The following is a 23,578-nucleotide window of genomic DNA, read 5'->3' as shown; positions in this document are numbered from 1 at the left end:
GCGAAGCTGCCCTGGCCCTCGGCCGGCGCGCGCATGGAACCCGGACAGGGGATGTTCAGCCGGGCCTGCCTGTCCCGTGTCAGCACATTGGGGCAGGCGTAGGCGACGGCCGAGCCGAACGACACCGGTTCGTAGTCGTCGTCCTCCATGGCCACCGACGACATGCCGTGGTGTTCGATGGCGACGAGGTCTCCGTCACGGGTGGCGCCGATCTTGATCTGCTGCACGCTGTTGGGACGGTGGCCCACCGAGGTGAACATCTCCGGGCGGGTGAGCACCAACTTGACCGGGCGCCTGACCTGTCGGGCCGCGAGCACGGTGAGGATGACGTGCGACCACACCCGCAGACCAGCGCCGAAGCCGCCGCCGACGAACGGCGCGAGGACGCGGACGCCGCTCTCGGGAACCTTGAAGATCGTGGCGAGCGAGGTCCTGACGTTGTGCGGCCACTGAGTGGAGTCGTGGACCGTGAGCGAGTCACCGTGCCATGAGGCGAGTGTGGCCATGAGGCCCAGCGGGTTGTTGGTGTTGTCCGGGGTGGTGTACGTGTCCTCGACGACGACGTCCGCCCGGCTGAATCCGGCCGCGACGTCTCCGCGCTCGGTGTCCAGCCCCCATGGGTTCTCGACGATCGCGGCCCGGGGGTCGTCCACGTCGAGCACCGCCTTGCCCGCCTCGTACTCGACACGCACCAACCGTGCGGCGTGCCTGGCCTGCTCGGCGGTCTCGGCGACGACGATCGCGATGTGCTGGCCGTAGTGGAGGATGCGGTCGTCCTGCATCGGGGCGGGCGGCGATCCGCCGAGCAGCGTCATCGGGCCCCGCTCCAGCCTGGGCGCGGTCAGATGCGTGACGACGGTCAGGACCCCCGGTGCCTCCTCGGCCCGCGAGGTGTCGATGCCGACGATGCGTCCGGCGGCGATGGTGCTTCCCACCAGGGCGGCGTGGACCATGCCGGGAACAAAGAAATCGTTGGGGTACTGGGCCGATCCGGTCACCTTCAGCGGGGCGTCCACGCGGTCGATGCCCGCACCGACGATCCTGCCGGTTTCGAGAGTCGTCATGACTGCGCTCCTGCCACGGTCTCGAGAGTGCGCACGAGGGTGCGCTTGGCCAGGTCGACCTTGAAGGCGGTCCCGGGCAGGGGCCGGGCGCCTTCCAGGGCTGCCTCGGCCGCCGAGCGGAACACCTCGGTGTCCGCGCGTGAGCCGCGCAGGACGTCCTCCGCGTCCCAGGCACGCCACGGAAGGGTCCCTACGCCGCCGAGTGCGACGCGGGCCTCCTGGATGAGCCCGTCCTCGATCACGAGTGCCACGCCGGCCGATGTCAGGGCGAACTCGTAGGAGACGCGGTCGCGGACCTTGATGTAGTGCGACCGCGCCGCCGAAGGAAGGAGCGGGATCTCGATCGCCGTGATCAGCTCACCGTGCTGGAGCACGTTCTCGACGTGCGGTGTCTCGGCCGGCGGCAGGTAGAACTCGGTCAGCGGGATGGCCCGCGTGCCGTCGGCGCCCTGGGTGTGGACGACCGCGTCCAGGGCTGCCAGCGGGACGGCGACGTCGGAGGCGTGCAGGGCGATGCAGTGGTCGCTGGTGCCGAGGATGGCGTGCATACGGTGGATGCCGGTGATGGCGGCGCACCCGGATCCGGGGTTGCGCTTGTTGCAGGCCGGGACGGTGGGGTCCCGGAAATAGCGGCAGCGGGCCCGCTGCAGCAGATTGCCGCCGATGGTGGCCATGTTGCGCAGCTGGGTCGACGCCCCGAGCAGCAGGGCTTCCCGCACGAACGGGAGGCGTTCGCGAACCAGGGGGTCCGCGGCGAGCTCCTCCATCGTGGTCAGGGCGCCGACCCTGATCGCCGCGTCGGTGTGCGTGATTCCCTTGAGGGGGAGACGGGTGATGTCGAGCAGCCGCGCGGGGTGCAGGACCCCGTCCTTCATCAGGTCCAGCTGCGTGGTCCCGCCGGCGAGGAACGACGTGTGCGGATCGGCGGTGGCCACGGCCACCGCTTGATCAGCGTCGCCGGCCAGGGTGTATTCGAAGGGGTGCATGATCAACTGGCCCCTTTGACTTCGCGGATCGCCGCTCGGATGTTGGGGTAGGCGCCACAGCGGCAGATGTTGCCGCTCATGAACTCGCAGATGTCCTCGTCGGTGTCCGCGCGCCCTTCCGCGATGAGGCAGACCGCGGACATGATCTGTCCCGGCGTGCAGTAGCCGCACTGGAACGCGTCGTGCCGTGCGAAGGCGGCCTGCATCGGGTGCAGCTCGCCGTCGGCGGACAGCCCCTCGATCGTGGTGATCTCCCGGCCCTGGTACTGGGCGGCCAGGCCGAGGCACGACACCACTCGCCTGCCGTCGACCATGACGGTGCAGGCGCCGCACGCGCCTTGGTCGCAGCCCTTCTTCGCCCCGGTGAGGCCGAGGTGGTCACGCAGCGCGTCGAGGAGCGTGACCCGTGCGTCGACCTGGATGGCGTGTTCGGTGCCGTTGACCTTGAGTGTGATGTCGACCTGCGGCGGCTCGGGAGGTGACTGGCCGGATGGGCGTGCCTCGGTCTCTACGTGCTTCATGGCGCCTCAATTCCGAATCCGGGAGACATCGTCGACATGGGAAGAAGGGGAATGTTTCGGTACTGGCCGGCCTGATCCCGGGCTGCCGTGTCCTGCCCGGCGCACGCGCTCGCGGGGTCTGCCGGAGAGCGGCGGTCGCCGCTCCCTTGTAGGTTCACCGTCTTGCTGAGGGAGTCGTCTCACGGTCCGTGACCCTCTGCTCATGAAGAACCTCATGAAGAACAACCTCTGCTTGAACCCACGGAGGCCCTGGCGTCGCCGGGCATGCACGACTTTCAGGGCACTACGCCGGCCGCACCCGGATGAAAAGTTCTGCTCTCTTGATCGGTGACAGACGCTCAGGACGACGTCCGCCATGACCATAGAGGGGCATCGGACACCATGTCCAACACTATGTCCGACTCTCAAAATCTTTGGCCCTCATCCGCGGGTCGCGACGGATGAACCTGTGGCGCCGTGGGAGCCGTAACCTGTTGGTGGAGCGCCTGCTCGACGATGCCTGAGCACTTCCTGGCGACGGTGCGGAACCGCACTCTTCGAACCTGGTTGAGCAGCTCAACGAGTCCACGACCAGCAGGTGGCTCCGAATGCCGTGCGCGCGCCCCGGGACGTCGGAGGACACTGAGTGCGTACCGAGTTCTGAGGCAAGTGAAAGCTGATGACTATGGGTGCGTCTCACGCCACCGAGCGCAGTGGCCCCCACGATGGAGTCACGGCGGAGAACCAGGCCCACATCCTTATTGACCAGCGGGGCACGGTGGTCGGGTGGAGCCAGGAGGCCGAAGGGCTGCTGGGCTACCCGGCGCAGGCAATGCTGGGGCGCCCGGCATGGGACCTGCTGGCCGGTGCTGATCCCACTCCGCACTCGCGCGCTGCCATCGACAACGTCGCCGTTCCACTGCGGCGCCAGGACGGCGCCTTCCTGGCCTGCCGACTGACCGTCCGTCCCGAGCGCAGGGATGAGGCGGGGATGCGGTGGGCGGTGACACTCACCCCCGCCGAGCAGGGAAGCCCGACGGCGGCACTCAACCAGGCCCTCCTGGAAACCCTCTTCACTGTCTCTCCCGTAGGTCTGTTCCTCCTCGATCCCAGCCTGCGGCTCATCCGGTTCAACCCCGCAGGCGAAGGCATGCAGGGTTCCTCGGTCGAAGAGGCCGTCGGCAAACGCCCGACAGAGGTGTGGCCGGGTTTCCCCGCGGAAACGGTGGAGCGCGTCATGGAACAAGTGCTCGCCACGGGGAAACCGGTGATCGGCATAGAGAAGTACATGCGCCCCCCGGGAGATCCTGATCATGATCATGTTTATTCAGCCAACGTGTTCCGCCTGCAGGACGATCACGGCCGAATCCTGGGTATCGCCGACGCCACGGTCGATGTCACCGACCGCCATCTGGCGCAGGAGCGGCTGAAGGTGCTCGCACAGGCCGGCACACGCATCGGATCCACCCTCGATGTACTCGACACCGTCCGGGGCCTGGCAGAGGTATCCGTGCCGGGGCTGGCCGACAGCATGGCCGTGGAGGTGGTGGAGCCGGTACTCGCGGGAGAGGATCTGGAGCCCGGTCCCGTGCAACGCGACACCGTACTGCGTCGGGCGGCATGCCGGTCCCGAGACGACCCGGAGCCCTTGGCGGCCGGCAACCAACAAGACGCGCTGCCGCCGGTGGCCGCTGCCGAGGCCCTCACCGACCTTGAGCCGCGCATGGTCGATCCGCTGAGTTCCGTCGGACAGCGAGCGTTGCAGGGCTTGCGGGCGGACAGGGAAGAGGTCCACTCGCTGATGCTCGTACCGCTGGTCGCCCAGCACCGGGCTCTCGGGCTCGCCACGTTCTGCCGCTGGGGGGAGCGCAGGCCTTTCGAACGTGACGATCTGACGCTGGCCGGAGAACTCGCCCTGCGCACCGCTGCATGCCTGGACAACGCCCGCCGATACCTGCGCGAGGGCAATTCCGTGATCGCGCTGCGGCACGCCCTGCGTCCGGGCGGACTCCCCCCTGACCACGCCCTGGAAGTGGCGCACGAGTACGTGCACGCGGGCTCCGGCGGCGACTGGGTCGACGCCGTGCCCCTCTCCGGGGCCCGGGTGGCCCTCGTGGCCGGCCGTGTGCCCGGCCACGGCGTACAGACCGCCGCGGCCGCAGGGCGGCTCCGCGCCGCAGTGCACACGCTGTCGGACCTGGACCTGGAACCGGATGAACTGCTCGCCCGGCTGGACGACCTGGTGCGCCGGCTCAACGGGTACAACGGGCCCGCACAGGGGGACGGCCGGCCATGGCCGATGCAGGAGGCCCGGAAGTCCGCGGACGAAAACGAGGCCGGCGCGACGTGCCTCTACCTGATCTACGATCCCGTGTCCCGGCGCTGCTCCCTCTCCAGTGCTGGTCACCCCGCGCCCGTGGTCGTGCGCCCTGATGGCACGGTGGCAATCCTGGAGGCGCCGGCCGGCGCCGCCCTTTCCTGCGCCGGCGAGCCGTTCGGGAAGGTCGACATCGACCTTCCCGAGGACTCGATGCTCGCCCTGTACACGCCAGGCCTCTTCCAAGAAGAGCCCGAAGACCGTGGCCGCGAGCGCTTGGCCGACCTCCTGTCCGGGTTTTCCGGCTCCGCGCGCCAGGCCTGCCGCATGGTGACCCAAGCGCTGATCCCGTACCCGCTCCGGGAAGACGCCGCCATTCAGGTCGCCCGGACCCACACGCTGGGTCCGGAGCGGGTGGTGTCGTGGGATCTGCCGAGCGATCCGTCCGAGGTCTCAACGGCCCGCTCGCTCGTCACCCGGCAGCTCACAGCGTGGGACATGGACGAAGCGACGTTCACCACCGAACTGATAGCCAGTGAACTCGTCACCAACGCCATCCGCTACGCCAGGCCTCCTGTGCGGCTGCGACTCATCCGCAGCCATGTTCTGACGTGCGAGGTTTCCGACGGCAGCAGCACCTCTCCACGGTTGCGCCACGCCCGTACCACCGACGAGGGCGGCCGGGGACTGCTCCTCGTCGCGCGGTGCTCCGGACGGTGGGGAACCCGCTACACCGAGGACGGCAAGACCGTCTGGGTCGAGCAGACCATTCCCGAGCGCCTGGAGTGAGCAGGTCACCCTGCCTGCGGCAGTCACGCGGCGACATTCCCGTGACCCGCTTGAAAGCGACGCTCAACGCGCTCTCGGACCCACGCCGAGTCGACCTTCCGCCGCACCCGCGTCGTGGTCGGCGGCGCCCACTTCCCGCCCGGCAAGAAGCAAGGACGAGTGCTCCTGGGTCGCCGGCGCCTACAGCACGGTTGCAGTACTACTGACCCTGTACCTGGCCGATCTTCAGTACGACGGTCTTGGTCTGGCTGTAGGAGCGAAGTGCCTCGACACCCTTCTCGCGGCCGTAACCGGACTTCTTGTAGCCGCCGAAAGGAAGCTCCACCCCGCCACCGGCGCCATAGGCGTTGAGGTAGACCTGCCCGGCTCGGATCTCCCTGGCCATGTGGTGGGCGACGTCGAGGTTCTGTGTCCACACGCCGGCTATCAGTCCGTACTCGGTGCCGTTGGTGAATTCGACCGCCTCCGTGACGTCGCGGAAAGGGGTCACAGCGACGACGGGGCCGAAGACCTCTTCCTGAGCGATGCGGCTGCCGGGGTCGACCTCGTCGAAGACGGTCGGGGGGAAGTAGAAGCCGCCGGGGTGGTCCGGGCTGACGTGGCGGGTACCGCCGTGCACGACCTTGGTGTACTCCGCGGCCTCCTCCACCATGCCGCTCACCCGGTCGAGCTGGGCAGCCGAGATCAGCGGACCGAGATCGGGATCGGTGAACCCGGCTCCGATGCGGATCCCCCGAAGTCGTTCGACGAGCTGGGTCACCACTGCCTCATGGATGTCCTGGTGAACCAGGAGGCGTGCGCCCGCCGAACAGGTCTGGCCCGCGTTCTGCAGCAGCGCCTTGGTGATGACCGGCAGCACGCGATCCAGGTCGGCGTCGGGGAAGACGATGTTCGGGGACTTGCCGCCGAGCTCCATGAGCACGGGGACGACGTTGTCCGCGGCGGCCTTCGCCACCAGGGTCCCGACCTCGACCGAGCCGGTGAAGGAGATGTGGTCGACCCCGGTGTGGCCGGCGAGCGCGGCTCCGGCTTCGGCTCCGTAGCCCGGTACGACGTTGAGTGCACCCGGCGGCAGGCCCGCCTCGAGCGCGAGCTCGGCCAGACGAAGAATGCTCAGCGGCGCCTCCTCGGCCGGCTTGACCACCGAGCAGTTGCCGACCGCGAGCGCGGGAGCGATCGAACGCGCCACCATTTGCAGGGGGTAGTTCCAGGGAAGAATGTGCCCCGTCACGCCCAGCGGTTCGAGCCGGGTGCTGGCAACCAAGCCATCGGCGAGGTCCGGAAGGGACTCGCCGTGGAAGGTCTCGACGGCACTGGCGTAGAAGTCCAGGTAACGCGCCGCCACGTCGGCGTCCGCGCGTGCTTGGCTGATGGGCTTTCCGGTGTCGTGGCTCTCCAGGTCGGCGAGTGCCTCCCGCTCCCGGCGGACGATTTCCGCCAGGCGCCGTATGAGCTTCGAGCGGTGTTCCGCCGTGGTGTGACGCCAGGTGGATTCAAAGGTGTCGCGTGCCGCCGACACCGCGTGATCCACTTCTTCTGCGCCGCACCGGGCGACCTGGGCGAGCAGTTCCCCTGTCGATGGGTCGAGAACGTCGAACACTCCCTGCCCGGCAGCGCGCTCTGCGCCGATTACCGCGGTCAACGGTTTCATGGAAATCCTCCTGTGATGAGACGACCGCCCTGCCTGTCGGGGGTCGGGGCCAATGGCTGTTTCAGCCGAACAGCCAATGGACGTGCATCCGACCGGCGAGGGCGAGTTCTGTCGCAGCGGGCCGCGTCGTGACGGCTGTTCGTGGGGGCGGCTTGTCAGGGCTGTTCGTGGCGGGCTGTTCGTGGCGGGCTGTTCGTGGCGGGCTGTTCGTGGCGGCGATGGAAGGGCGGTCTGCCGACGACAGCCACGCGAGCTTCGTTCCGGTGGCCGGTCCCTCGGCCACCGGAACTCCATCAGAGCACTGCTTCGGCGGTATCGGCGATCTGCCTGCCGTCGGCCGACGACGGCACTTCCCTGGTACGCGGAATCAGCGCCAGCGCGATCAGGGACAGCAGCACACACCCGATGATGTAGAAGCTGATCGCTGTGCTGCTGCCCGTGCGCTGCAGCAGGTACGCGGCGATCAGAGGCGCGGGCCCGCCGGCGATCACGGAACCGAGCTGGTAGCCCAGGCTGGCGCCGCTGTAGCGCACCCTGGCCCCGAAGCCTTCGGAGATGAGCGCCGCCTGCGGACCGTACTGCAGGTCGTGCAGGAACACGCCGAGCACGGTCGCCCCGATGACGAGCCCGGCCTGGCCTGTGTTGACCATGCTGTAGTAGGGCAGCGCGAACAGCCCCATGCCGACCAGTCCGACCAGGTAGACCTTGCGTCGCCCGAAAAGGTCGGAGAGGTACCCCGACAGCGGCACCGTGATCAGGCCGAGGGAAGAAGCGGCGATGGTGGCGTTCAGCAGATCATCCCGTGCCATGCCCAGGTGCTCGGTGCCGTAGCTGAGCAGGAAGGTGGTGAACAGGTAGTAGGGCGCCTGCTGTCCCATGCGGACCAGTGCGGTGGCGAAAACCAGGCGGGGATGCGTGCGGAGCGCCTCCCACACCGGCATGCGCGCGACCTTCTCCTGGTTCTTCACCTCCTGGAATTCCGGGCTCTCCTCGACCTTCAGCCGCACGTACAGGCCGATGGCGATGAGCAGGGCACTGGCCAGGAAGGGGAGACGCCATCCCCAGGTGAGGAATTCGTTCCCGGTGGCGCCGGCAGAGCTCTTCACGGCTGCCAGCGACAGCAGGACGCCGAGCGGAACACCCATCTGCGGCCAGGAGGCCATCAGGCCCCGGCGGCTGGGCTTGGCACCCTCCATGGACATGAGGACCGAGCCCGCCCATTCGCCGCCGACGGCGATGCCCTGCAGCATGCGCAGCACGATCAGCAGAATCGGTGCAGCGACCCCGATGCTCCGGTAGCCGGGAAGCAGACCGATCAGGACCGTCGCGGCGCCCATCATCAGCAGCGTGATCACCAGCGTCGACTTGCGTCCGACCCGGTCTCCGTAGTGGCCGAACAGGATGCCGCCGATCGGACGGGCGATGAAGCCCACGAACATGGTTCCGAACGAGGCCAGCACTCCCAGGAAGTTCGAGGCTTCGGGGAAGAACACGCTGGGGAAGACGAGCGCGGCGGCGGTGCCGTAGATGAAGAAGTCGTACCACTCGATGGTGGTGCCGACGGTGCTCGCCACGACTGCGCGAGTCTGTCGGGCGCGGTTGGCGTCAAGCATTCCGCACCTCCGGACGATCGGTCTTGGATGTCAACCAGCGCTGTTTCATGGGTCAGCCTCCATGCTGAGCGGGCGCTTGTACGTGCGGGGTCGTCGAGACTGCGTGCGAGCGGAGGGGTGAACGCCGTGGGACGGGGTGGGACGGGGTGGGATCGCGGCGGTCGTTGGCGCCCCCCGCGGGGGACGCTCGGCAGCGCATCTTCGTCAGGGGCATCGGAGCCGAGGTCTGGATATTCGGAGCCGGCCCTATTCAGGCGCACTTCGTGAATCCGAAGTTCACTTCGAAAGGAGAGTAGGTTGCCCCCCGAGGAGCGTCAAGGACTGTTGCCTCAGGCTGGTGATTTGGAATAATGGTGTGGGCATGACAAACTCTACGCCGCATTTGCGGATCCTTATTCGAGAAATGCCGGGGTCGGCCCCGGCGAGGTCGACCAGCGGACCACGCCGGAGCCGGTGCCCGGACCCCATGCCTCAGCCGCGTGCCGGCTGGGCGTAGAGGCTCTTGCCACCGCAGACGTAGAGCACCTGACCGGTCACCGAGCGGCTCGCCGGTGAGGCGAAGTAGTGAGCGGCCCAGCCGACGTCGGCCGGTGCACCGATGGTGCCCATGGGCTGAGCGGTCAGCAGTCGCTCCATGACCTCCTGGGGCTCGCGGCGCAGCAGGGGGGTGTCGATCAGCCCTGGTGCCAGGCAGTTGACAGTGATGCCGTACTTCGCGAGTTCGATCGCGAGCGACCGGGTGGCGGAGACGACACCTCCCTTGGAGGCGGCGTAGGAAAGCTGGCCGAACCAGCCGAGCCAGGCGCGGGACGACACGTTGATGATGCGCCCCGACCGCCGAGGGATCATGGAACGGGCAGCCGTCTGACTGCACAGGAAGACCCCGTTCAGGTTGATGTCCTGGGTGCGCTTCCACTCCTCGTCGGTGATCCCGCGGACGCCTCGGTCGATGCTGATGCCCGCGTTGTTCACAAGGATGTCGACCGGGCCGAGCTGTTCCTCCACCGTGGCGAACAGCTTCGTCACGGCCTCGCGTGAGGCCACGTCGACCGGCAGTCCCACCGCCGTGGCGCCGGTGTCGGCGATCTGCTGGGCGGCCATGCGCGCGCGCTCGGCGTCGATGTCGGCGATGACCACTTTCGCCCCGGCGGTGGCGAACTCGCGTGCGACGGCCAGGCCGATGCCGCTGCCCGCGCCGGTGACGACGGCGACTTGTGCGTCGAGATCCATCAGATGTCCTTGGTCGGTGTTCATGGTCGCCCCCGGTTCAGACGGACATGCTCGACAGCAGGCTCGCGCCGCCGCAGCAGTACAGGACCTGGCCGGTGACGTAGCCGCTGCGGGCGTCGAGGAAGAAGGCCACGGTGTCGGCGATGTCCTGCCTCGTGACCGGGGTGGGCGTCAGCGCCTCGGGTTCGTACAGGTGAGTGTTCTCGGGCCGGCCTTCGGCGCGCAGCGGGCTGCCCTCGGGGGGCAGAGCGGCGACGACGTTCACCGTCGTTCCGGTGCGGCCCAGCTGCAGTGCCAGGCTGCGCGCGGCGGACACCAGGGCACCGCTCTCGGCTGCCAGGGCCGGTCGGCTGGGCCAGCCCAGTCCGTCCCGGCTGGTGAGGACGACGATGCGGGACCCGCCCTCCTGCTGTGCGCGCAGGTGCGGGCGCAGCCGCTCCACGGCGGTGAGCAGTTGGTCGGCCGCGTTCCGGGTGGGGGCACCGTCGAGCAGACCGGGCTCGAAGACGACGGCGTCGAGGGGGCCGCTCGGGTCCGTGGGAACCTCGGCGGCGGTATCGACGCCGTAGCCGGTGGAACCGAGGTGGCTGCCGATCGCCTGCGCGGTGGCGGACCCGGCAGGGTCGAGAACGAGGACGCTTCGGGTGGCGGTGTCGGGCATGAGCGGATTCCTTGTCAGTCGGCGGTCAGGATGTGCATCGCGCACGCCCCGTTGTCGACACCGAAGATGCCGCCACCGGTGACGTGGGTCAGCGCGACGGATGCCCCCGGGACCTGCAGGGGGCCGGCCTGGCCGGTGAGCTGCCAGTAGGCCTCGCAGATCTGGGTGGCGCCGGTGGCGCCAACGGGATGACCGCGCGATATGAGACCACCGCTGGGGCTGACGGCGACGCGGCCGTCGCGGTCGAACTCGCCGTTCCTGACGGCCTGGTGGGCCTTGCCGCGCTCCGCGATACCCAGGGCCTCGGCGTGCAGGAGTTCCGCGATGCTGAAGGCGTCGTGGAGTTCGACCAGGTCCAGGTCGGCCGGGGCCAGGCCCGCCATCTCGTACGCGGCCTTGGCGGTGCGCGCGGTGATGTCCGGCCAGGTCATGTCCCGGAACTGGGTGTGGAACGTGCCGGAGCGGACCACACTCCCCCGGACCCGCACGCGGGGAGTGTCGAGCTGCCGGGCGAAGTCCTCGGAGCACAGCAGCACCGCCGCGGCGCCGTCGCTGTTGGGGCAGCAGTGCAGCAGGCGCAACGGGTCGGCGATGGCCCTGGAGTCCGCGACGTCCTGTGGGGAGATCTCCCGCTGGAAGTGCGCACGCGGATTCTGGGCTCCGTTGCGGCGGTTCTTGACGGAGACGGCCGTCAGGTCGTCCGCGGTGGCCCCGAAATCGTGCAGATAGCGCTGCGCGCGCATCGCGTAGGCGGCGGGCATGACCATGCCCTGTTCGATCTCGATGTCGTTGGTGGTCAGGGGCAGCGTTCCGCCGCCGAAGGAGGAAAGGTTCTCGGCCCCGAAGGCGATGACGCAGTCGGCGGCGCCGGATGCCACGGCCTGCCAGCCCAGGTGCACGGCCGAGGCGCCGCTGGCACAGGCGTTCTCGACGGTGTAGACGGGCGGGCCGGACACACCGACGCGCTGCAGCACGCGCTGGGTGAGCAGCGAGCCGCCGTAGGAGGAGCCGCCGTATCCCACGTCCACGGCGTCCGGGGTGATTCCGGTCTGCTCGACCAGTTGCCGGACCGCTCGATAGCCAAGTTCGGCCGCGTTGAGGCCGGGCTGCTTGCCGAACGGGTGGACGGCGGCGCCGGCGACGTATACAGGCTTCATCGCGTTTCTCCGGTGGTGGGTGTGGTCGTGTCGTCCCGGCCGTCGAGCGGTTCCACGGCGTACGAGACGAGCTGTCCTTCGGCGGTTCGCGCGATGGGGGCCACTGTCAGGCGTACCGGCGTGTCCGGTGTCAGGGCCTGGTCGGACGACGGGCTGTGGGCGAGGACGCGCACGCCGCTGATGTCGATGTAGGCCAGCACGAAGGGGGCCTGGAACCCGGGCGGGGCGACCCTGACGACGGTGGAGGCGTACACCACTCCCTGCGGTTCGCTCTCGATGTTCTCCACGTCGTCGGAGGCACATGTCGAGCACACCTCACGGGGCGGGAACCACCTGGCGGAGCATGCGTGGCAGACGGTGATGGTCAGGGTCGTCCGTGTGCCGTGCTGGTGGGTGATGTCTGCGCCCACCTGACGGTCGCCGGCGGGCGGGGATTGCGGCGAGGGCATGGTTCTCGTCCTTTCGGGTGGGGCTGTTCAGCGGCCGTGGTACTGGGGCGGGCGTCCCTGGGCGAAGGCGGTGCGGCCCTCCACCCGGTCCTCGGTGTCCCGCAGGACACCCCACAGGAGCTGTTCGAGGGCCACCGACTGGCTCAGTGGCATCTCCTGGGTGCGCATGGCGAGGGTCTTGAGGCTCTTGATGGCGAGGGGGCCGTTGGCCGCGATGCGGTCGGCGATCTCCAGGGCGCGGGTCAGGAGGTCCTCGGCGGGGACGACGTCGCTGACGAGGCCGACGCGGTAGGCCTCTTCGGCGTTGATGCGGTCACCGGTGAGGATCATCTTCATGGCGACGGCCCTGGGGATGGCCCTCAGCAGTTTGGACACCCCGCCGACGGCGGGGACGCTGGCCACGCGTGGCTCGGGCAGACCGAAGGTGGCGTTCTCGCTGGCGATCCGCAGGTCGCAGTCGAGCGCGATCTCGGTCCCGGCGCCCAGGGCATGGCCATTCACCGCGGCGATCAGCGGTTTGTCGATGGCCAGGTCGCTGAGGGTGATGGCGCGCACATACAGGCCCTCGTCGATGCTCTGCTCATAGGGGGCGAAGTACGCCTTGGCGAACGAGGACTGCGGGGGGAGCGTCTTCTTCAGATCCGCGCCGGCACAGAAGGCACGGTTCCCCGTACCGGTGATGATGCCCACGCTGAGTTCCGGGTCGTCCCGGAACTCACGCAGGGCCTCGTTGAGGGCGCGCATCGTGTCGACGTCGAGCGCGTTGAGCGCCTCCGGGCGGTTGATGCGCAGGATCAGTGTCCTGCCGGCGCGTTCGGTCTCGATACTCATGTCAGCCCACGACTCCTTGTTCTGCCAGGCGTTGGTATGCGTCCGGATCCATGCCGAGCAGACCCACACAGACGTCGCGCGTGTCGGCGCCCAGCAGGGGTGCCGGGCCGCGCAGTTCTCCGGGAGTGGCCGACAGCCGGTAGGGGATGTTGTCGTACACGCTCGGACCCATGACGGGGTGTTTGAGGACGCGCCAGTGCCCGCGGGCGTTCAGCTGCGGGTCCAGGAGCACCTCGTGCGCGTCGCTCACTTTGGCCGCCGGCACACCCGCGGACGTGAGTTCGTCCGCAAGCTCGTCCGCTCGCCTGGTGGCGGTGACCTCCGCGATGAGCCCGTCCAGCTCCCGCCGGGCCCCGCGGCGCCCCTGCACGGTGGCGAACTCGGGCCGCGCGGCCCAGGCCGGGTTTCCGAGCACACGCACGAAGGCCGCCCACTGGCTGTCGGTGCCGACAGTGATCGCACACCAGCGGTCGTCTCCCGCGCAGGGGTAGACGCCCTGCGGTGCCGCGACGGCGTCATCGTTGGCGCAGCGCTCCGTGTTCATGCCGGCCGCGGTGGCCAGCAAGGCGGGGCCGATGGCGTTGACCGTGGACTCCAGCTGGGACAGCTCGATGTACTGCCCCTGGCCGGTCCGCCGCCGGCGCCGCAGCGCGGCGAGCACGGCCACCGCGGCGTGCAGGGGGTTGGGGACGTGGTCGGGGTAGTTGGTCCCGGTCCCCACCGGAGGCCGCTCCGGGTACCCGGTCAGTCCCAGCAGGCCTCCGACCGCCGCGATGGCCAGCCCGTAGCCGCGGAAGGCGCGGTGCGGCCCGGCGTTGCCCTGCATCGGCATCTCGAGGTAGATGACGTCCGGGCGGACCTTCAGAACGTCCTCGTACCCGAGCCCGAGCCGGTCCATGGTGCCGGGCGTGAAATTGTTCGCCACGACATCGCTCTGAGCGATCAGTTCGAGTGCCAGGTCCCGGCCTCGGGGGTCCTTCAGGTCCAGGCAGATGGAGCGCTTGCTGGTGTTGCGGTTGGCGAAGTAGCCACTGCGGTCGGGGCCGGGGACGCCGTCCCGGAACGGTGCCATGTTGCGGATCGGGTCGGTGCGCGAGCGGGACTCGATCTTGATGACGTCGGCGCCGTGGTCGGCGAGCGGTTTGGTGAAGAAGGGTCCCGCCCCGACCCAGGTGAAGTCGGCGACGCGCAGCCCTTTCAGCGGCAGCGGGGATGACATGGGCTACTCCTTGGGGGCCTGGGCCGCCGCGGACGCGGACAGCGAATTCAGCACGGCCTCGGTGTGGCGCCCCGGCTCCGCGGGGGCCTCGCCGGGGCCGACGTCGAGTCCCGCGAAGCGGTAGGGCGGTCCGGGGAAGGCGAGTGTCCGATCGCCGACGGCGAGCTTCCGGAAGAAGCCGCGCTCCGTCAGCTGGGGGTTGGACAGCAGGTCATGCGGTGTGGAGACAGGGGCGATGCTGATGCCGCGGCGCTGTCCGTCCTCGTAGAGCTCCTGTTTGGTCCGCTGTGCGGCGAAGCGCTCGAAGAGGGTCCTGAAGACGGCGATCCCCTGTTCGCCGCGGCGCCAGTCCCGCTCCCGCCATCGGGGCTCGCGCAGCTGCTCGGCGTCCTCGACTCCGTTGTCCTCCAGCCACTGGCTGATCGCCTCCCAGGCGAGCGGGAGCCCACCCAGTCCACCGACCAGATAGATCCAGCCGTCGGCGCACGCGAACAGCCCGGTTCCCGCCTCGGCAGGGCCGGCGCCGGCACGGTGCCGGACGACTCCCTCGAGGTCGAAGTACTGCACGGCGTTCTCCAGGGAGTGGGCGATCGCCTCCTGGGCCGAGACGTCCACGACCTGCCCGCGCTCGGTGTCCTCCAGAGCCAGCAGCGCCATCAGCGCCGCAGCGGCCCCGTGTACGCCCGCGATCACGGACGTCTGCTCGCCCCAGGCCCGCACGGGCGCCAGGTCGGGATCTCCGGCGAGGGTGAGCAGTCCGCCCGCCGCCAGGAGGGTCAGGTCGCCGGCCGGGCGGTCGGCCCAGGGACCGGTGAGGCCGAAGGGGCTGATGGACAGGTGGACCAGCCGGGGGTGCCTGGCGGTGACGTCGTCCGGGTGCAGGACGAGCTCGCGCAGCCGGCCGGGTCCCTCACTGGTGAGGAGCATCTGCGCCGTGCCCAGCAGATCCTCCAGCCGCGCGGCATCCACCGGATCGTCCAGGTCCAGCACCACGCTGCGCTTTCCGGCCTCGGTGAAGGCGAAGGAGAGGCTGGTGACGCCGCCGACGAGCGGGGGCACGGTGCGCTCGGGCACGCCACCCGGGGGCTCGACCCGGATGACGTCAGCTCCCAGGTCGGCGAACAGCCGCCCCGCGTAGGCACCGAGCCGGGTGCTCAGGTCGATGACTCTGACGCCGTCGAGCGGAGTGGGGCATTGGTGTGCCGTCATGGTCATGATCCCGCCGAAAGTCAGGGCCGCCCAGCTCCCAGAGGGGCAGCACTTCGAGATTGCGAAGTTCACTACGCATTTCCGTAGCGGATCGTAAGTCGGCCCCTGAACGTCGTCAAGAGCCACATCGCCTGCCGGGCGATACCCTGAAGCGGAAGAGAGGACCGCTGGCCGGGCAAGGACCAGAGGGCTCCGTCCGGACCGTGGGATCGCAATCTCGAATGAAACTTCGGATGATGGCGAGCGTGATCTCATGGACGCGTATCGACAGAGGGGACATGCCATGAATCCGGCCCGCATCGATCGGGCGCTGAGCATCCTGGGATACCTGGCCCAGCACCCGGAGGGATGCACGCTCAAGAGTCTGTGCGACGGGCTGTCGCTGCCCATGAGCAGCGCTCATGACCTGCTGCAGGCCTTGGTGGAGCTGGACGCGGTGAGCCTGCTGGGCCAGCGGACCTATACCCTCGGCCCGCGCTCCGTGGTCCTCGCACTGTCCATCGTGGACAGCGTCGACCTGCGGCACGTGAGCCGGCCGTATCTGGCCGACCTGTGCGGGGAGATCAACGAGAACACCTATCTCGCCGTGCGCAGCGGCAACACCGTCATGTACGCGGACCGCCACGAGGCGGGCCAGACGCTCTCTGTCGTCATCAAGCTGGGAGGGTCACGTCCCCTGCACAGCTCAGCGGTGGGCAAGCTGATGGCCGCGTACAACCCGGAACTGGAACAGCGGGTCCTCCAGGCGTCCCAGCTCGAGCGGTTCACCCCGCACACCCTGGTCAACCGGGATGCCCTGCGGGAGGAGTTCGAGCGGGTGCGGGCTTGCGGGTACAGCGTCAGCGACGGCGAGAGCGTCGAGGGAATCGTCGGCCTGGCCACGCCGATCGTCGACGCCGCCGGTGCCGTCACTGCCGCCGTCCACGTGTCGGCCCCCAGGGGGCGGCTGTCGCATGACCGCCTGCCGTTCGTGGTGGCCGCGATGTCCCACGCCGGGGCAGAGATCTCCCGGCAGCTGGGAGCCGCCCAGGACAGGATTCCGCTGCGGACCATCGACGAGGTCCGCGTCTTCGAACAACATCGGAACAGCAGCAGCCGACAAACAGAGTGAGTACCGTTGCGGGCCGTGTTCCATACGGGTAACCACGCAGGAGCGCCGACGGCCGGGCTCCTCCCAGTTCGACCGCTCCCTGTGGAACCGGCGCATGATCGCCTTCGGCGCCGAAGCCCAGAGCCTCGCTGGCCTCGGCTTCCTCCTCGCCCAGAACGCCACCAGCGCCGCCCGCTACAAGGACGACCCCACTTACACCGACGCCGGACTTACACCGACGCCGGCACAGAGACCACCGACCTCAGCGACGGCGGCAGCACACCCCGCAGATCATGAACCGGGCTGAGGCAACAGCCTCAGCCCACCTACCCCACCCCGATCCGCTACCCTGTCAGGGATCGCCACCTAGGTGACGGTCCCCACCCTTGCCGCAACCGAGGCGAATGGTCGCTCAGACTCTTCAGCCACGTTTTACGCAAGGCCCGGCCTTCGTAGCTCAGGGGATAGAGCACCGCTCTCCTAAAGCGGGTGTCGCAGGTTCGAATCCTGCCGGGGGCACACGATGAAGGGCCAGTCCAGGGGGTGCACCTCCCGGACTGGCCCTATCTCATGATCGCGACCGTGCCACAAGGTCCGCTAGGAGTCCACATCACCCCGCTCCTTGCGGATCATCAAGGCACCCGGCTCCGCTGCGCGCTGCGCTCCTGCCTTCGGCCCGCTCTGCGCGCGCTGCGCCGACGCGCGCCCGCTGAGTAAGCCCGAGGGCATGAGTCGAGACCCGTGGACGCCACAGCCGCTCAACGACAAGACCATGCCTCCGGCGGGGGCGCTCAGACTCCGGGATGGACGGGGCGACGTATGCGAGTGCCGGCACATCGTGGCGAGTGTCGGAGGCTGCCATCCCGACCACTTCGACCCAGGCAGAGCCGAGCAGTCGCGGCCCAGGGCGTCAAGGTCGTTCGTACAGTGGCGCGCTCCACCTTGACGCCCTGAACCACGCCCGCTCCACGGTGTGTGGGTCGAAGGCGGACGGGATGGCAGCAGGGACAGTTGTGGTTCCTGTCGGAGCCAGACCCGCGAGTCAATCGGAAACCTCAAATTGGGCACGGTAAGAGCGGCTAATGAGGCCTTGCCGGTGCGGCGTTGCGTGACTCACTGATCGTTTCAGAATGTGGACACGGCGTCATCTGAGGGCGCCCGGCCCGTGCCGCGCGCTCGCCGCCTCGGCTGTGAAAATCACTGTCCGATTGTCGGAACACGGTGATAGAGAGTTCCATGTGACAACGACACTTACGTTCCCCGTTCTGTTGCGACTGATCGACGAACGGTCGAGCGCCTTCCGCGCCGCGGTCGCCTCCGCGCCCAGCCTCGACGTGCAGGTGCCGACCTGCCCGGAGTGGACGCTGTTCGATCTGGCGCAGCACATCGGCGAGGGGCGCCGCGCCTGGGCCGCCACCGTCGCCGCAGGGCCTGCTCCGGCCAAGTCCGTACCAGAGGGCGCCCCGGCTGCGCCTCGGGAGCGCGAGGCCGTGCCGGCCTGGTTGGCCGCGTCGACGCAGGAGTTGCTGGACGCACTGCGGGAGGCCGGCCCGGATCGCGGTTGCTGGACGTGGTGGGGTGCGTCCCAGTCGCCGCAGACCTGTGGCGCCGTCGCCCGGCACCAGCTCCAGCAGATCGCGGTGCACACCTACGACGCCCAGGTCACTGTGGGTGCCCCGGAGCCGCTGCCGGATGAGGTGGCACTCGACGGTGTCGAGGAGTTCCTGTCCACCTGCGTCGCAACGACGAGTGCCTGGCCGCACAAGCCCACTGCCTTCGACTTCCACGCCACCGAGGGCCACTCCTGGCGCCTCACGGTCGACGGCGACGGCGCACGCTCCACCCGTATCTCCGCGCCCGGCACGACGCCTGTCGCCGCTGCCGACGAGGGCCCGAACGCGGCTGGCGTCTCCGTTCGCGGCACGGCCAGTGAGCTGGTTCTCTTCGTGTACGACCGTATCCCGGCGGACTCCCTGCAGATCGAGGGAGACGCAGGTTTGTTCGATCTGCTCCGCGCGTGGGACCCGGAGGAGTAGGACGGGTGCTGTAGAGCGGCGAAGTAAGCCTTGTCAAGACTGCATGCGGCGTCTGACACCAGCGGCTGACACCAACAAGCACGAACCGCAGCGGTCAGCGCCGGACCTCAGTGAACGATCGACCAAGGCGCAAGGGCCGTTGGCCGACGTTGACAGACCCCCGTGATCGACCTGATAAGGATGAGGCCACAGGCCTGAGACCCGGCGGCCCGAAGCCCTACGGGGCCGTGATCTCTCGCCCTGTGGCAGCTCCCACCCAAAGCTGCTTAACCAACCTGTGGTCAGCGGCAGGGCTCGGATCAGCGCATTAGTGGCCATCCACGCCGGGCGCCCAGCCGTTCCACCCGCTCGAACAGTTCCTCAGGCACGTCCACGCCCACCTCCCGAGCAGTCTCAATGCGGTGCCTGACATGCCCGAGGATGTCGTCCAACTCCTCATCGCTGCGCGCGGCAAAGCCAGCCAGCCGTTCCCGCATACGGGCCTTCCGTGCGTCCTCCAAGTTGATCACGAGATCGAGCATAGGCGGCTCAGAGGTCGGACGAGATGGGCTCGAAAGGCCGCGGTGTCCTCGGTAGCGTCGAACCGTCGTGCCCCATGCGTGCCCGATCGACTGGTGCTGAGCGGGGAGCCACGGGGAACCGGAGCGAAACAGCCGCTCTCCCGCAGGTCAGCAGCCTCGCAGGTCAGCCGGAATCCGCATACGAGATCTTCCAAACTGGTGCTCCCGGATCCGAGCCCGGGGGGGCATGACTCGTTCATCAAGACTCCGACTGCCGCAGCGTCTGCGCTCTCCGACAGGAGAACCTTGACGAGTTCGCGTCCACTGTGAGTTGATCACGCAAACCAGTCCTGATCGTTCCAAGGAGCAGGTCGTGATCTTCCTTGCTGCCACGCAGGGCAACCAGGGCACCAGCTACCTGATCGTTGCTCTAGCTGGCTTTTGGGGAGCGTCGAGCGCCTTCAGGCTTCGGCGCAAGAAGATGACGGGTGGCGAGCTGGCCATGCCTGCGTCCCCTGCCCAGCTGCGCTCGCTCGCGATCGCCGGCTGGCTGCTCATAGCGATGAGCCTCTTCGTGACTGTTGCAGCCATCCTGTTCCTTACAGTCGGTCCCATGTAGCCGTCGCTGGTACGGAAGCACCCACCCACACCGGGCCGCCCCTGGGCCGTGCGAGGCCAACCGAAGCCGACAGACGACGACAGATGACGTCGACTCCCCCACTGCTCGGAGGCGGTGCGTGGAGTGCCGACGCAGACGCCGATCCGTGAACGTGAGTTGAGGAAGATCAGAAGCTCCCCGTGCCACATCCGTGCCAGATCCAGCGGGGAGCCACGGGGAACGGCGGGGCCAGCAGGTGTCTGATGCCCCTCTCCGCCCACGTGGCTGTTTCGCAGGTCAGAGCCGCACTCGCCTCACCTCGCTCCTAAAGCGGGTGTCGCAGGTTCGAATCCTGCCGGGGGCACCAGGCAGAACGGCCCGGACCGATCATGGTCCGGGCCGTTCTGACGCCATCAATCGACGGCAGTCCCATCCCGCGGACCAGGGCGGTACCGCTCTGAGGCACTGGCAGGACGATGCGATCCACTCGTCGGCGCGTTCGGTCTCTGACGGGGTCGCCTCGATGTCCCGCACCCGCCGAAGCCAGCGCGCCAGGGCGAACGACGCCGCACCGGGCCCCCACACCGGGGTCACCAGCAAAGACCCAGGTCACAGACCCGGGCCTTCCTGTTCGTCGAGAGCGTTGACCGCCGCCGGACCCAACTCCCCGACCGCTGGCGGCAAGCGTCTCAGGCGACGGTGTACTCGGCGTCCCCGAAGTCCGCGACTACGCGCAGCCGACCGCCGAGCGCTTCCACGTAGGCCCGGAGAGTCGCGACCTCCGCGCGATCCAGCTCACCGTGCTCGATCGCGGAGACCCGAGGTGCCGAGACCCCCATCGACACGGCCACTTGGCGCTGAGTCAGCGCCTGTTCACGCCTGACCTCCGCGAGCTTGTGAGCACGCACTTCAGCGGTCAGCCGGTCCATGGCTGCTTGCTTCTCCTGAGCCGACCGCACCGGCAGCCCAGCGGCCGCACGCCGCTCGCGCGCCTTGCGTTCCCTGGTTTCAAGATCGTCCAGATGTGTCCGGTACCGCTCCTCAGCAAGCGGAATGCTGATGTCGTACCAGCTCTGCCAGTTCCCGGCCTTGTCACGGGCCACCAGCAATACCGCCCGGCGCACCGGATCGAAGGCGAAGAGGATGCGGATCTCGCTGCTCCCGGACGATCCGCCGACGAAGTCAGCGCGGGCAAGCGGCCTCGGCCCTGCCCTCGCCGTATGCGAGTGCCTGCGATCGCGCGGTGAGCTACGACATCTACTTCCTGAACCGACGCGACGGGCAGTCCTGGGATGAGGTCCTGGAGGCCATGGAGGACGCAGCCGAAGACAGCGAGCCGATCCCCACCCACATCCTTGAAGCCTGGGACCGAATCATGCCGCAGGCCCGGACCCTGCTGGGCGAAGTGGAGATCACGGAGTACGAGCAGGAGTCGCGGGACCTGAGCCACTCGGGAACCGGCATCGACCTGTCCGTCTTCGGTGACGAGGTGAGCATCACCGTGCCCTACTGGCATGCGGGGGACGACGCCGCAGTCGTGCTCGGCCAGGTCTCCGCCCTCGCGGCCATCATCGAGAAGGAGACCGGGCTGACCGCCTACGACCCCCAGACAGAACGTCCGCTGGTGGAAGCGCCAATGGAGGACTCGATCGGGCTGATGTCGCGAATCACCGACGATTTGCGCAGCCGCTACGGCGGTTGAGCACCGGGCGGCTGAGCTTGCCGGGTTCCGGGCTGATTGCTCACCGCGTGCCACAGTCGCGCAGATACAAGGTTCCGAGCAGTGGTCCACCTCAGCGCCCCAGGCCCGGCCAACCGTCCCTGTTGGAGTAGCTCTCGAAGCAGTACCGGGTCGAGCGGTCCCACTCCTTCCCGGTAGCGAGTTCGTACGCCTGATCCGGCACGTACAGCAGCCACTCCCCGTCACACTCGGTGGAGGTGTACGGGGCGAACTTGTCGACGTCGAAGAAGACGCCTTCCCATACGGCTCGTCCTGCGGCGACGACAGCGCAACGGGCGTACAGGAAGCCGTCGGCGGACTGCGGGAAGAGTCTGCCGTTCGGGCCCGTCATGTCGGCAACGGGAAGCATCCCGAACTTCTCTTGGTCCAGGCGATAGAGAGCCTCGGCATGTCGTTCCGCGAAGCCGATGATGTCGGAGACGGAACGGCGGCTCAGCTCCTCGACCAGGCGCCGGCAGCTCGCCTCCGTGGCTTCGCCGTTCAGGGTGGCTACCAGCGCCCAGAAGGAGGCCCATGTCATTGTCACTGGCGCAGGATGCCAGAGCCGTCTGACATCCACGGCTGACATCAACGAGCCCGGACGGCGGCATACGGCAGCACCCCCGCACGACCGCCGGACCTGCCGACGGGGGACAGCGCGTCAGGCGGCGTTCTCGGCCGCATCTGGGGGGACAGAAGGCAAGACAAGGTAGAGATGACGGCCGCCGTCGCCCTCTTGGTCAGGCTCGGAGGGCTCGGGCGTCTGCATCTCCGCCGGTGAGCGCTCGGGGCCGGGTTCGATCGAGCAGTGCGCATCGCCGGCTGCTCTACCTTCCCGGCTCCCCCGCCACCCGGCGCAGCGTTCAGTACTGCTCGGTCTCGATGAAACCCGCGTCCGCGTCATGGTCCGCACCGAGGGCGGCGGCGGTCGGGTCGAATCCGGGCGGGCTGTCCTTGAGGCCCAGGCCCATGCCGGCCAGCTTCGCCTTGACCTCGTCGATCGACTTCGCACCGAAGTTACGGATGTCGAGCAGGTCGGCCTCGGAGCGCGCCAGGAGCTCACCCACCGAGTGGACGCCCTCACGCTTGAGGCAGTTGTACGACCGAACGGTGAGCTCCAGCTCCTCGATCGGCAGCGCCAGGTCGGCGGCAAGGGCGGCGTCCGTGGGGGACGGGCCCATGTCGATGCCCTCGGCGTCGATGTTCAGCTCGCGGGCGAGACCGAACAGCTCGACCAGGGTCTTACCGGCGGAGGCCATGGCGTCACGCGGACGCATCGCCTGCTTGGTCTCGACGTCGACGATCAGCTTGTCGAAGTCGGTGCGCTGCTCGACACGCGTGGCCTCGACCTTGTAGGTGACCTTCAGCACCGGCGAGTAGATGGAGTCGACCGGGATGCGGCCGATCTCCTGACCGATCTGCTTGTTCTGAACGGCGGAGACGTAGCCGCGGCCGCGCTCGACGGTCAGCTCCATCTCCAGCTTGCCCTTGCCGTTGAGCGTGGCGAGGACGAGGTCGGGGTTGTGGACCTCGACACCGGCCGGGGGCGCGATGTCGGCGGCGGTGACGAGACCCGGGCCCTGCTTGCGCAGGTACATCACGACCGGCTCGTCCTGTTCACTGCTGACGACCAGTTGCTTGATGTTGAGGATCTGGTCGGTGACGTCCTCCTTGACGCCCGGCACGGTGGTGAACTCGTGCAGGATGCCGTCGATGCGGATGGACGTGACAGCAGCGCCGGGGATCGAGGACAGGAGCGTACGGCGGAGGGAGTTGCCGAGGGTGTAGCCGAAGCCCGGCTCCAGCGGCTCGATCACGAACCGGGAGCGGAACTCGTCGACGACCTCTTCGGTCAGGGACGGACGCTGAGCGATCAGCACGAGGTATTGCCTTTCGGTGTTTGGCGCCCGCTATTTGACGCCGTAGACATGACGAAGGGTACGGGCGGTTCGGCCTCC

At 68.5% G+C, this 23,578-nt stretch carries 22 protein-coding genes and 2 tRNA genes; 8 read left to right on the top strand and 16 right to left on the bottom strand.

The annotated features are described in order from the left end of the window. From IEY95_RS48930 to IEY95_RS14295, 3 genes are all read right to left on the bottom strand, one after another. The coding region (locus tag IEY95_RS48930) for a xanthine dehydrogenase family protein molybdopterin-binding subunit (protein ID WP_229702949.1) at positions 1-1,064 on the bottom strand (1,064 nt) is incomplete at its 3' end. Next, positions 1,061-2,050 (bottom strand): FAD binding domain-containing protein, encoded by a 990-nt coding sequence (locus IEY95_RS14300; protein WP_189186353.1) that lies wholly within the window; start codon positions 2,048-2,050, stop codon positions 1,061-1,063. The genes IEY95_RS48930 and IEY95_RS14300, both read right to left, overlap by 4 nt. Positions 2,051-2,052: 2 nt before the next feature. Next, positions 2,053-2,571 carry a (2Fe-2S)-binding protein gene (locus IEY95_RS14295; RefSeq protein WP_189186352.1) on the bottom strand — a complete coding sequence of 173 codons (519 nt, stop codon included), beginning with the start codon at positions 2,569-2,571 and terminating at the stop codon, positions 2,053-2,055. Positions 2,572-3,235: 664 nt separating this feature from the next. Between IEY95_RS14295 and IEY95_RS14290 the strand changes: the two genes are divergently transcribed. Then, positions 3,236-5,656 carry a SpoIIE family protein phosphatase gene (locus IEY95_RS14290; protein WP_189186351.1) on the top strand — a complete coding sequence of 807 codons (2,421 nt, stop codon included), beginning with the start codon at positions 3,236-3,238 and terminating at the stop codon, positions 5,654-5,656. A 199-nt stretch (positions 5,657-5,855) separates the two neighbouring features. On the opposite strand, the gene IEY95_RS14285 is transcribed toward IEY95_RS14290, so the two are convergent. From IEY95_RS14285 to IEY95_RS14245, 9 genes are all read right to left on the bottom strand, one after another. Then, a complete protein-coding gene (locus IEY95_RS14285; protein ID WP_189186350.1) occupies positions 5,856-7,307 on the bottom strand; it encodes an aldehyde dehydrogenase family protein in 1,452 nt (483 codons plus the stop codon). Positions 7,308-7,600: 293 nt separating this feature from the next. Beyond that, positions 7,601-8,881, bottom strand: a complete 1,281-nt coding sequence (locus IEY95_RS14280) for an MFS transporter (protein ID WP_229702918.1) — start codon at positions 8,879-8,881, stop codon at positions 7,601-7,603. 510 nt (positions 8,882-9,391) lie between these two features. After that, entirely contained in the window at positions 9,392-10,174 is a 783-nt protein-coding gene (locus IEY95_RS14275) for an SDR family NAD(P)-dependent oxidoreductase (protein WP_229702915.1), read from the bottom strand. Positions 10,175-10,187: 13 nt separating this feature from the next. Then, on the bottom strand, positions 10,188-10,811 hold the full coding sequence (locus tag IEY95_RS14270; RefSeq protein ID WP_189186348.1) for an SDR family oxidoreductase: 624 nt from the start codon (positions 10,809-10,811) through the stop codon (positions 10,188-10,190). 14 nt (positions 10,812-10,825) lie between these two features. Next, positions 10,826-11,968, bottom strand: coding sequence for a thiolase family protein (locus IEY95_RS14265; protein WP_189186347.1), 1,143 nt, complete (start codon positions 11,966-11,968; stop codon positions 10,826-10,828). Then, positions 11,965-12,417, bottom strand: a complete 453-nt coding sequence (locus IEY95_RS14260) for a Zn-ribbon domain-containing OB-fold protein (protein WP_189186346.1) — start codon at positions 12,415-12,417, stop codon at positions 11,965-11,967. The genes IEY95_RS14265 and IEY95_RS14260 overlap by 4 nt, the downstream gene beginning before the upstream one ends. Positions 12,418-12,444: 27 nt before the next feature. Next, positions 12,445-13,248 (bottom strand): enoyl-CoA hydratase/isomerase family protein, encoded by an 804-nt coding sequence (locus tag IEY95_RS14255; RefSeq protein WP_189186345.1) that lies wholly within the window; start codon positions 13,246-13,248, stop codon positions 12,445-12,447. Between the two features lies 1 nt (position 13,249). Beyond that, positions 13,250-14,467 (bottom strand): CaiB/BaiF CoA transferase family protein, encoded by a 1,218-nt coding sequence (locus tag IEY95_RS14250; RefSeq protein WP_189186344.1) that lies wholly within the window; start codon positions 14,465-14,467, stop codon positions 13,250-13,252. Positions 14,468-14,470: 3 nt separating this feature from the next. After that, the gene (locus IEY95_RS14245; protein ID WP_189186343.1) at positions 14,471-15,676 is read right to left on the bottom strand and encodes a CoA transferase; all 1,206 of its coding nucleotides are present in this window, start codon (positions 15,674-15,676) and stop codon (positions 14,471-14,473) included. Between the two features lie 283 nt (positions 15,677-15,959). Between IEY95_RS14245 and IEY95_RS14240 the strand changes: the two genes are divergently transcribed. From IEY95_RS14240 to IEY95_RS14225, 4 genes are all read left to right on the top strand, one after another. Next, positions 15,960-16,787, top strand: a complete 828-nt coding sequence (locus IEY95_RS14240) for an IclR family transcriptional regulator (protein ID WP_189186342.1) — start codon at positions 15,960-15,962, stop codon at positions 16,785-16,787. A 94-nt stretch (positions 16,788-16,881) separates the two neighbouring features. Next, positions 16,882-17,073 (top strand): hypothetical protein, encoded by a 192-nt coding sequence (locus tag IEY95_RS14235; protein WP_189186341.1) that lies wholly within the window; start codon positions 16,882-16,884, stop codon positions 17,071-17,073. 139 nt (positions 17,074-17,212) lie between these two features. Beyond that, a tRNA-Arg gene (locus IEY95_RS14230) sits at positions 17,213-17,285 on the top strand. A gap of 719 nt (positions 17,286-18,004) precedes the next feature. After that, a complete protein-coding gene (locus IEY95_RS14225; RefSeq protein ID WP_189186340.1) occupies positions 18,005-18,802 on the top strand; it encodes a maleylpyruvate isomerase family mycothiol-dependent enzyme in 798 nt (265 codons plus the stop codon). Positions 18,803-19,101: 299 nt separating this feature from the next. Here IEY95_RS14225 and IEY95_RS14220 read toward each other — a convergent pair whose 3' ends face one another. Next, entirely contained in the window at positions 19,102-19,311 is a 210-nt protein-coding gene (locus IEY95_RS14220; RefSeq protein ID WP_189186339.1) for a hypothetical protein, read from the bottom strand. A 364-nt stretch (positions 19,312-19,675) separates the two neighbouring features. On the opposite strand from IEY95_RS14220, the gene IEY95_RS14215 reads away from it, so the two are divergent. Continuing rightward, positions 19,676-19,921 carry a hypothetical protein gene (locus tag IEY95_RS14215; RefSeq protein ID WP_189186338.1) on the top strand — a complete coding sequence of 82 codons (246 nt, stop codon included), beginning with the start codon at positions 19,676-19,678 and terminating at the stop codon, positions 19,919-19,921. 254 nt (positions 19,922-20,175) lie between these two features. Then, a tRNA-OTHER gene (locus tag IEY95_RS14210) sits at positions 20,176-20,267 on the top strand. A gap of 322 nt (positions 20,268-20,589) precedes the next feature. Here IEY95_RS14210 and IEY95_RS14205 read toward each other — a convergent pair. Further along, complete coding sequence (locus IEY95_RS14205; protein WP_268240464.1) at positions 20,590-21,051, bottom strand: XRE family transcriptional regulator; 462 nt, start codon at positions 21,049-21,051, stop codon at positions 20,590-20,592. Between the two features lie 92 nt (positions 21,052-21,143). Here IEY95_RS14205 and IEY95_RS14195 point away from each other — a divergent pair, with 92 nt between their 5' ends. Further along, positions 21,144-21,602, top strand: a complete 459-nt coding sequence (locus IEY95_RS14195; protein ID WP_189186337.1) for a hypothetical protein — start codon at positions 21,144-21,146, stop codon at positions 21,600-21,602. Between the two features lie 91 nt (positions 21,603-21,693). On the opposite strand, the gene IEY95_RS14190 is transcribed toward IEY95_RS14195, so the two are convergent. Both IEY95_RS14190 and IEY95_RS14185 read right to left on the bottom strand, forming a co-directional pair. Then, positions 21,694-22,161, bottom strand: coding sequence for a DUF4240 domain-containing protein (locus tag IEY95_RS14190; RefSeq protein WP_189186514.1), 468 nt, complete (start codon positions 22,159-22,161; stop codon positions 21,694-21,696). Positions 22,162-22,483: 322 nt separating this feature from the next. Beyond that, the gene (locus IEY95_RS14185; protein WP_189186336.1) at positions 22,484-23,500 is read right to left on the bottom strand and encodes a DNA-directed RNA polymerase subunit alpha; all 1,017 of its coding nucleotides are present in this window, start codon (positions 23,498-23,500) and stop codon (positions 22,484-22,486) included. Positions 23,501-23,578: the final 78 nt, after the last annotated feature.

This window comes from Streptomyces albiflavescens (genome assembly GCF_014645835.1).
In the GTDB taxonomy this organism is placed as follows: Bacteria; Actinomycetota; Actinomycetes; order Streptomycetales; family Streptomycetaceae; genus Streptomyces; species Streptomyces albiflavescens.
The sequence above is the reverse complement of the archived record's forward strand: the minus strand, read 5'-3'. Positions and strand labels throughout refer to the sequence as shown.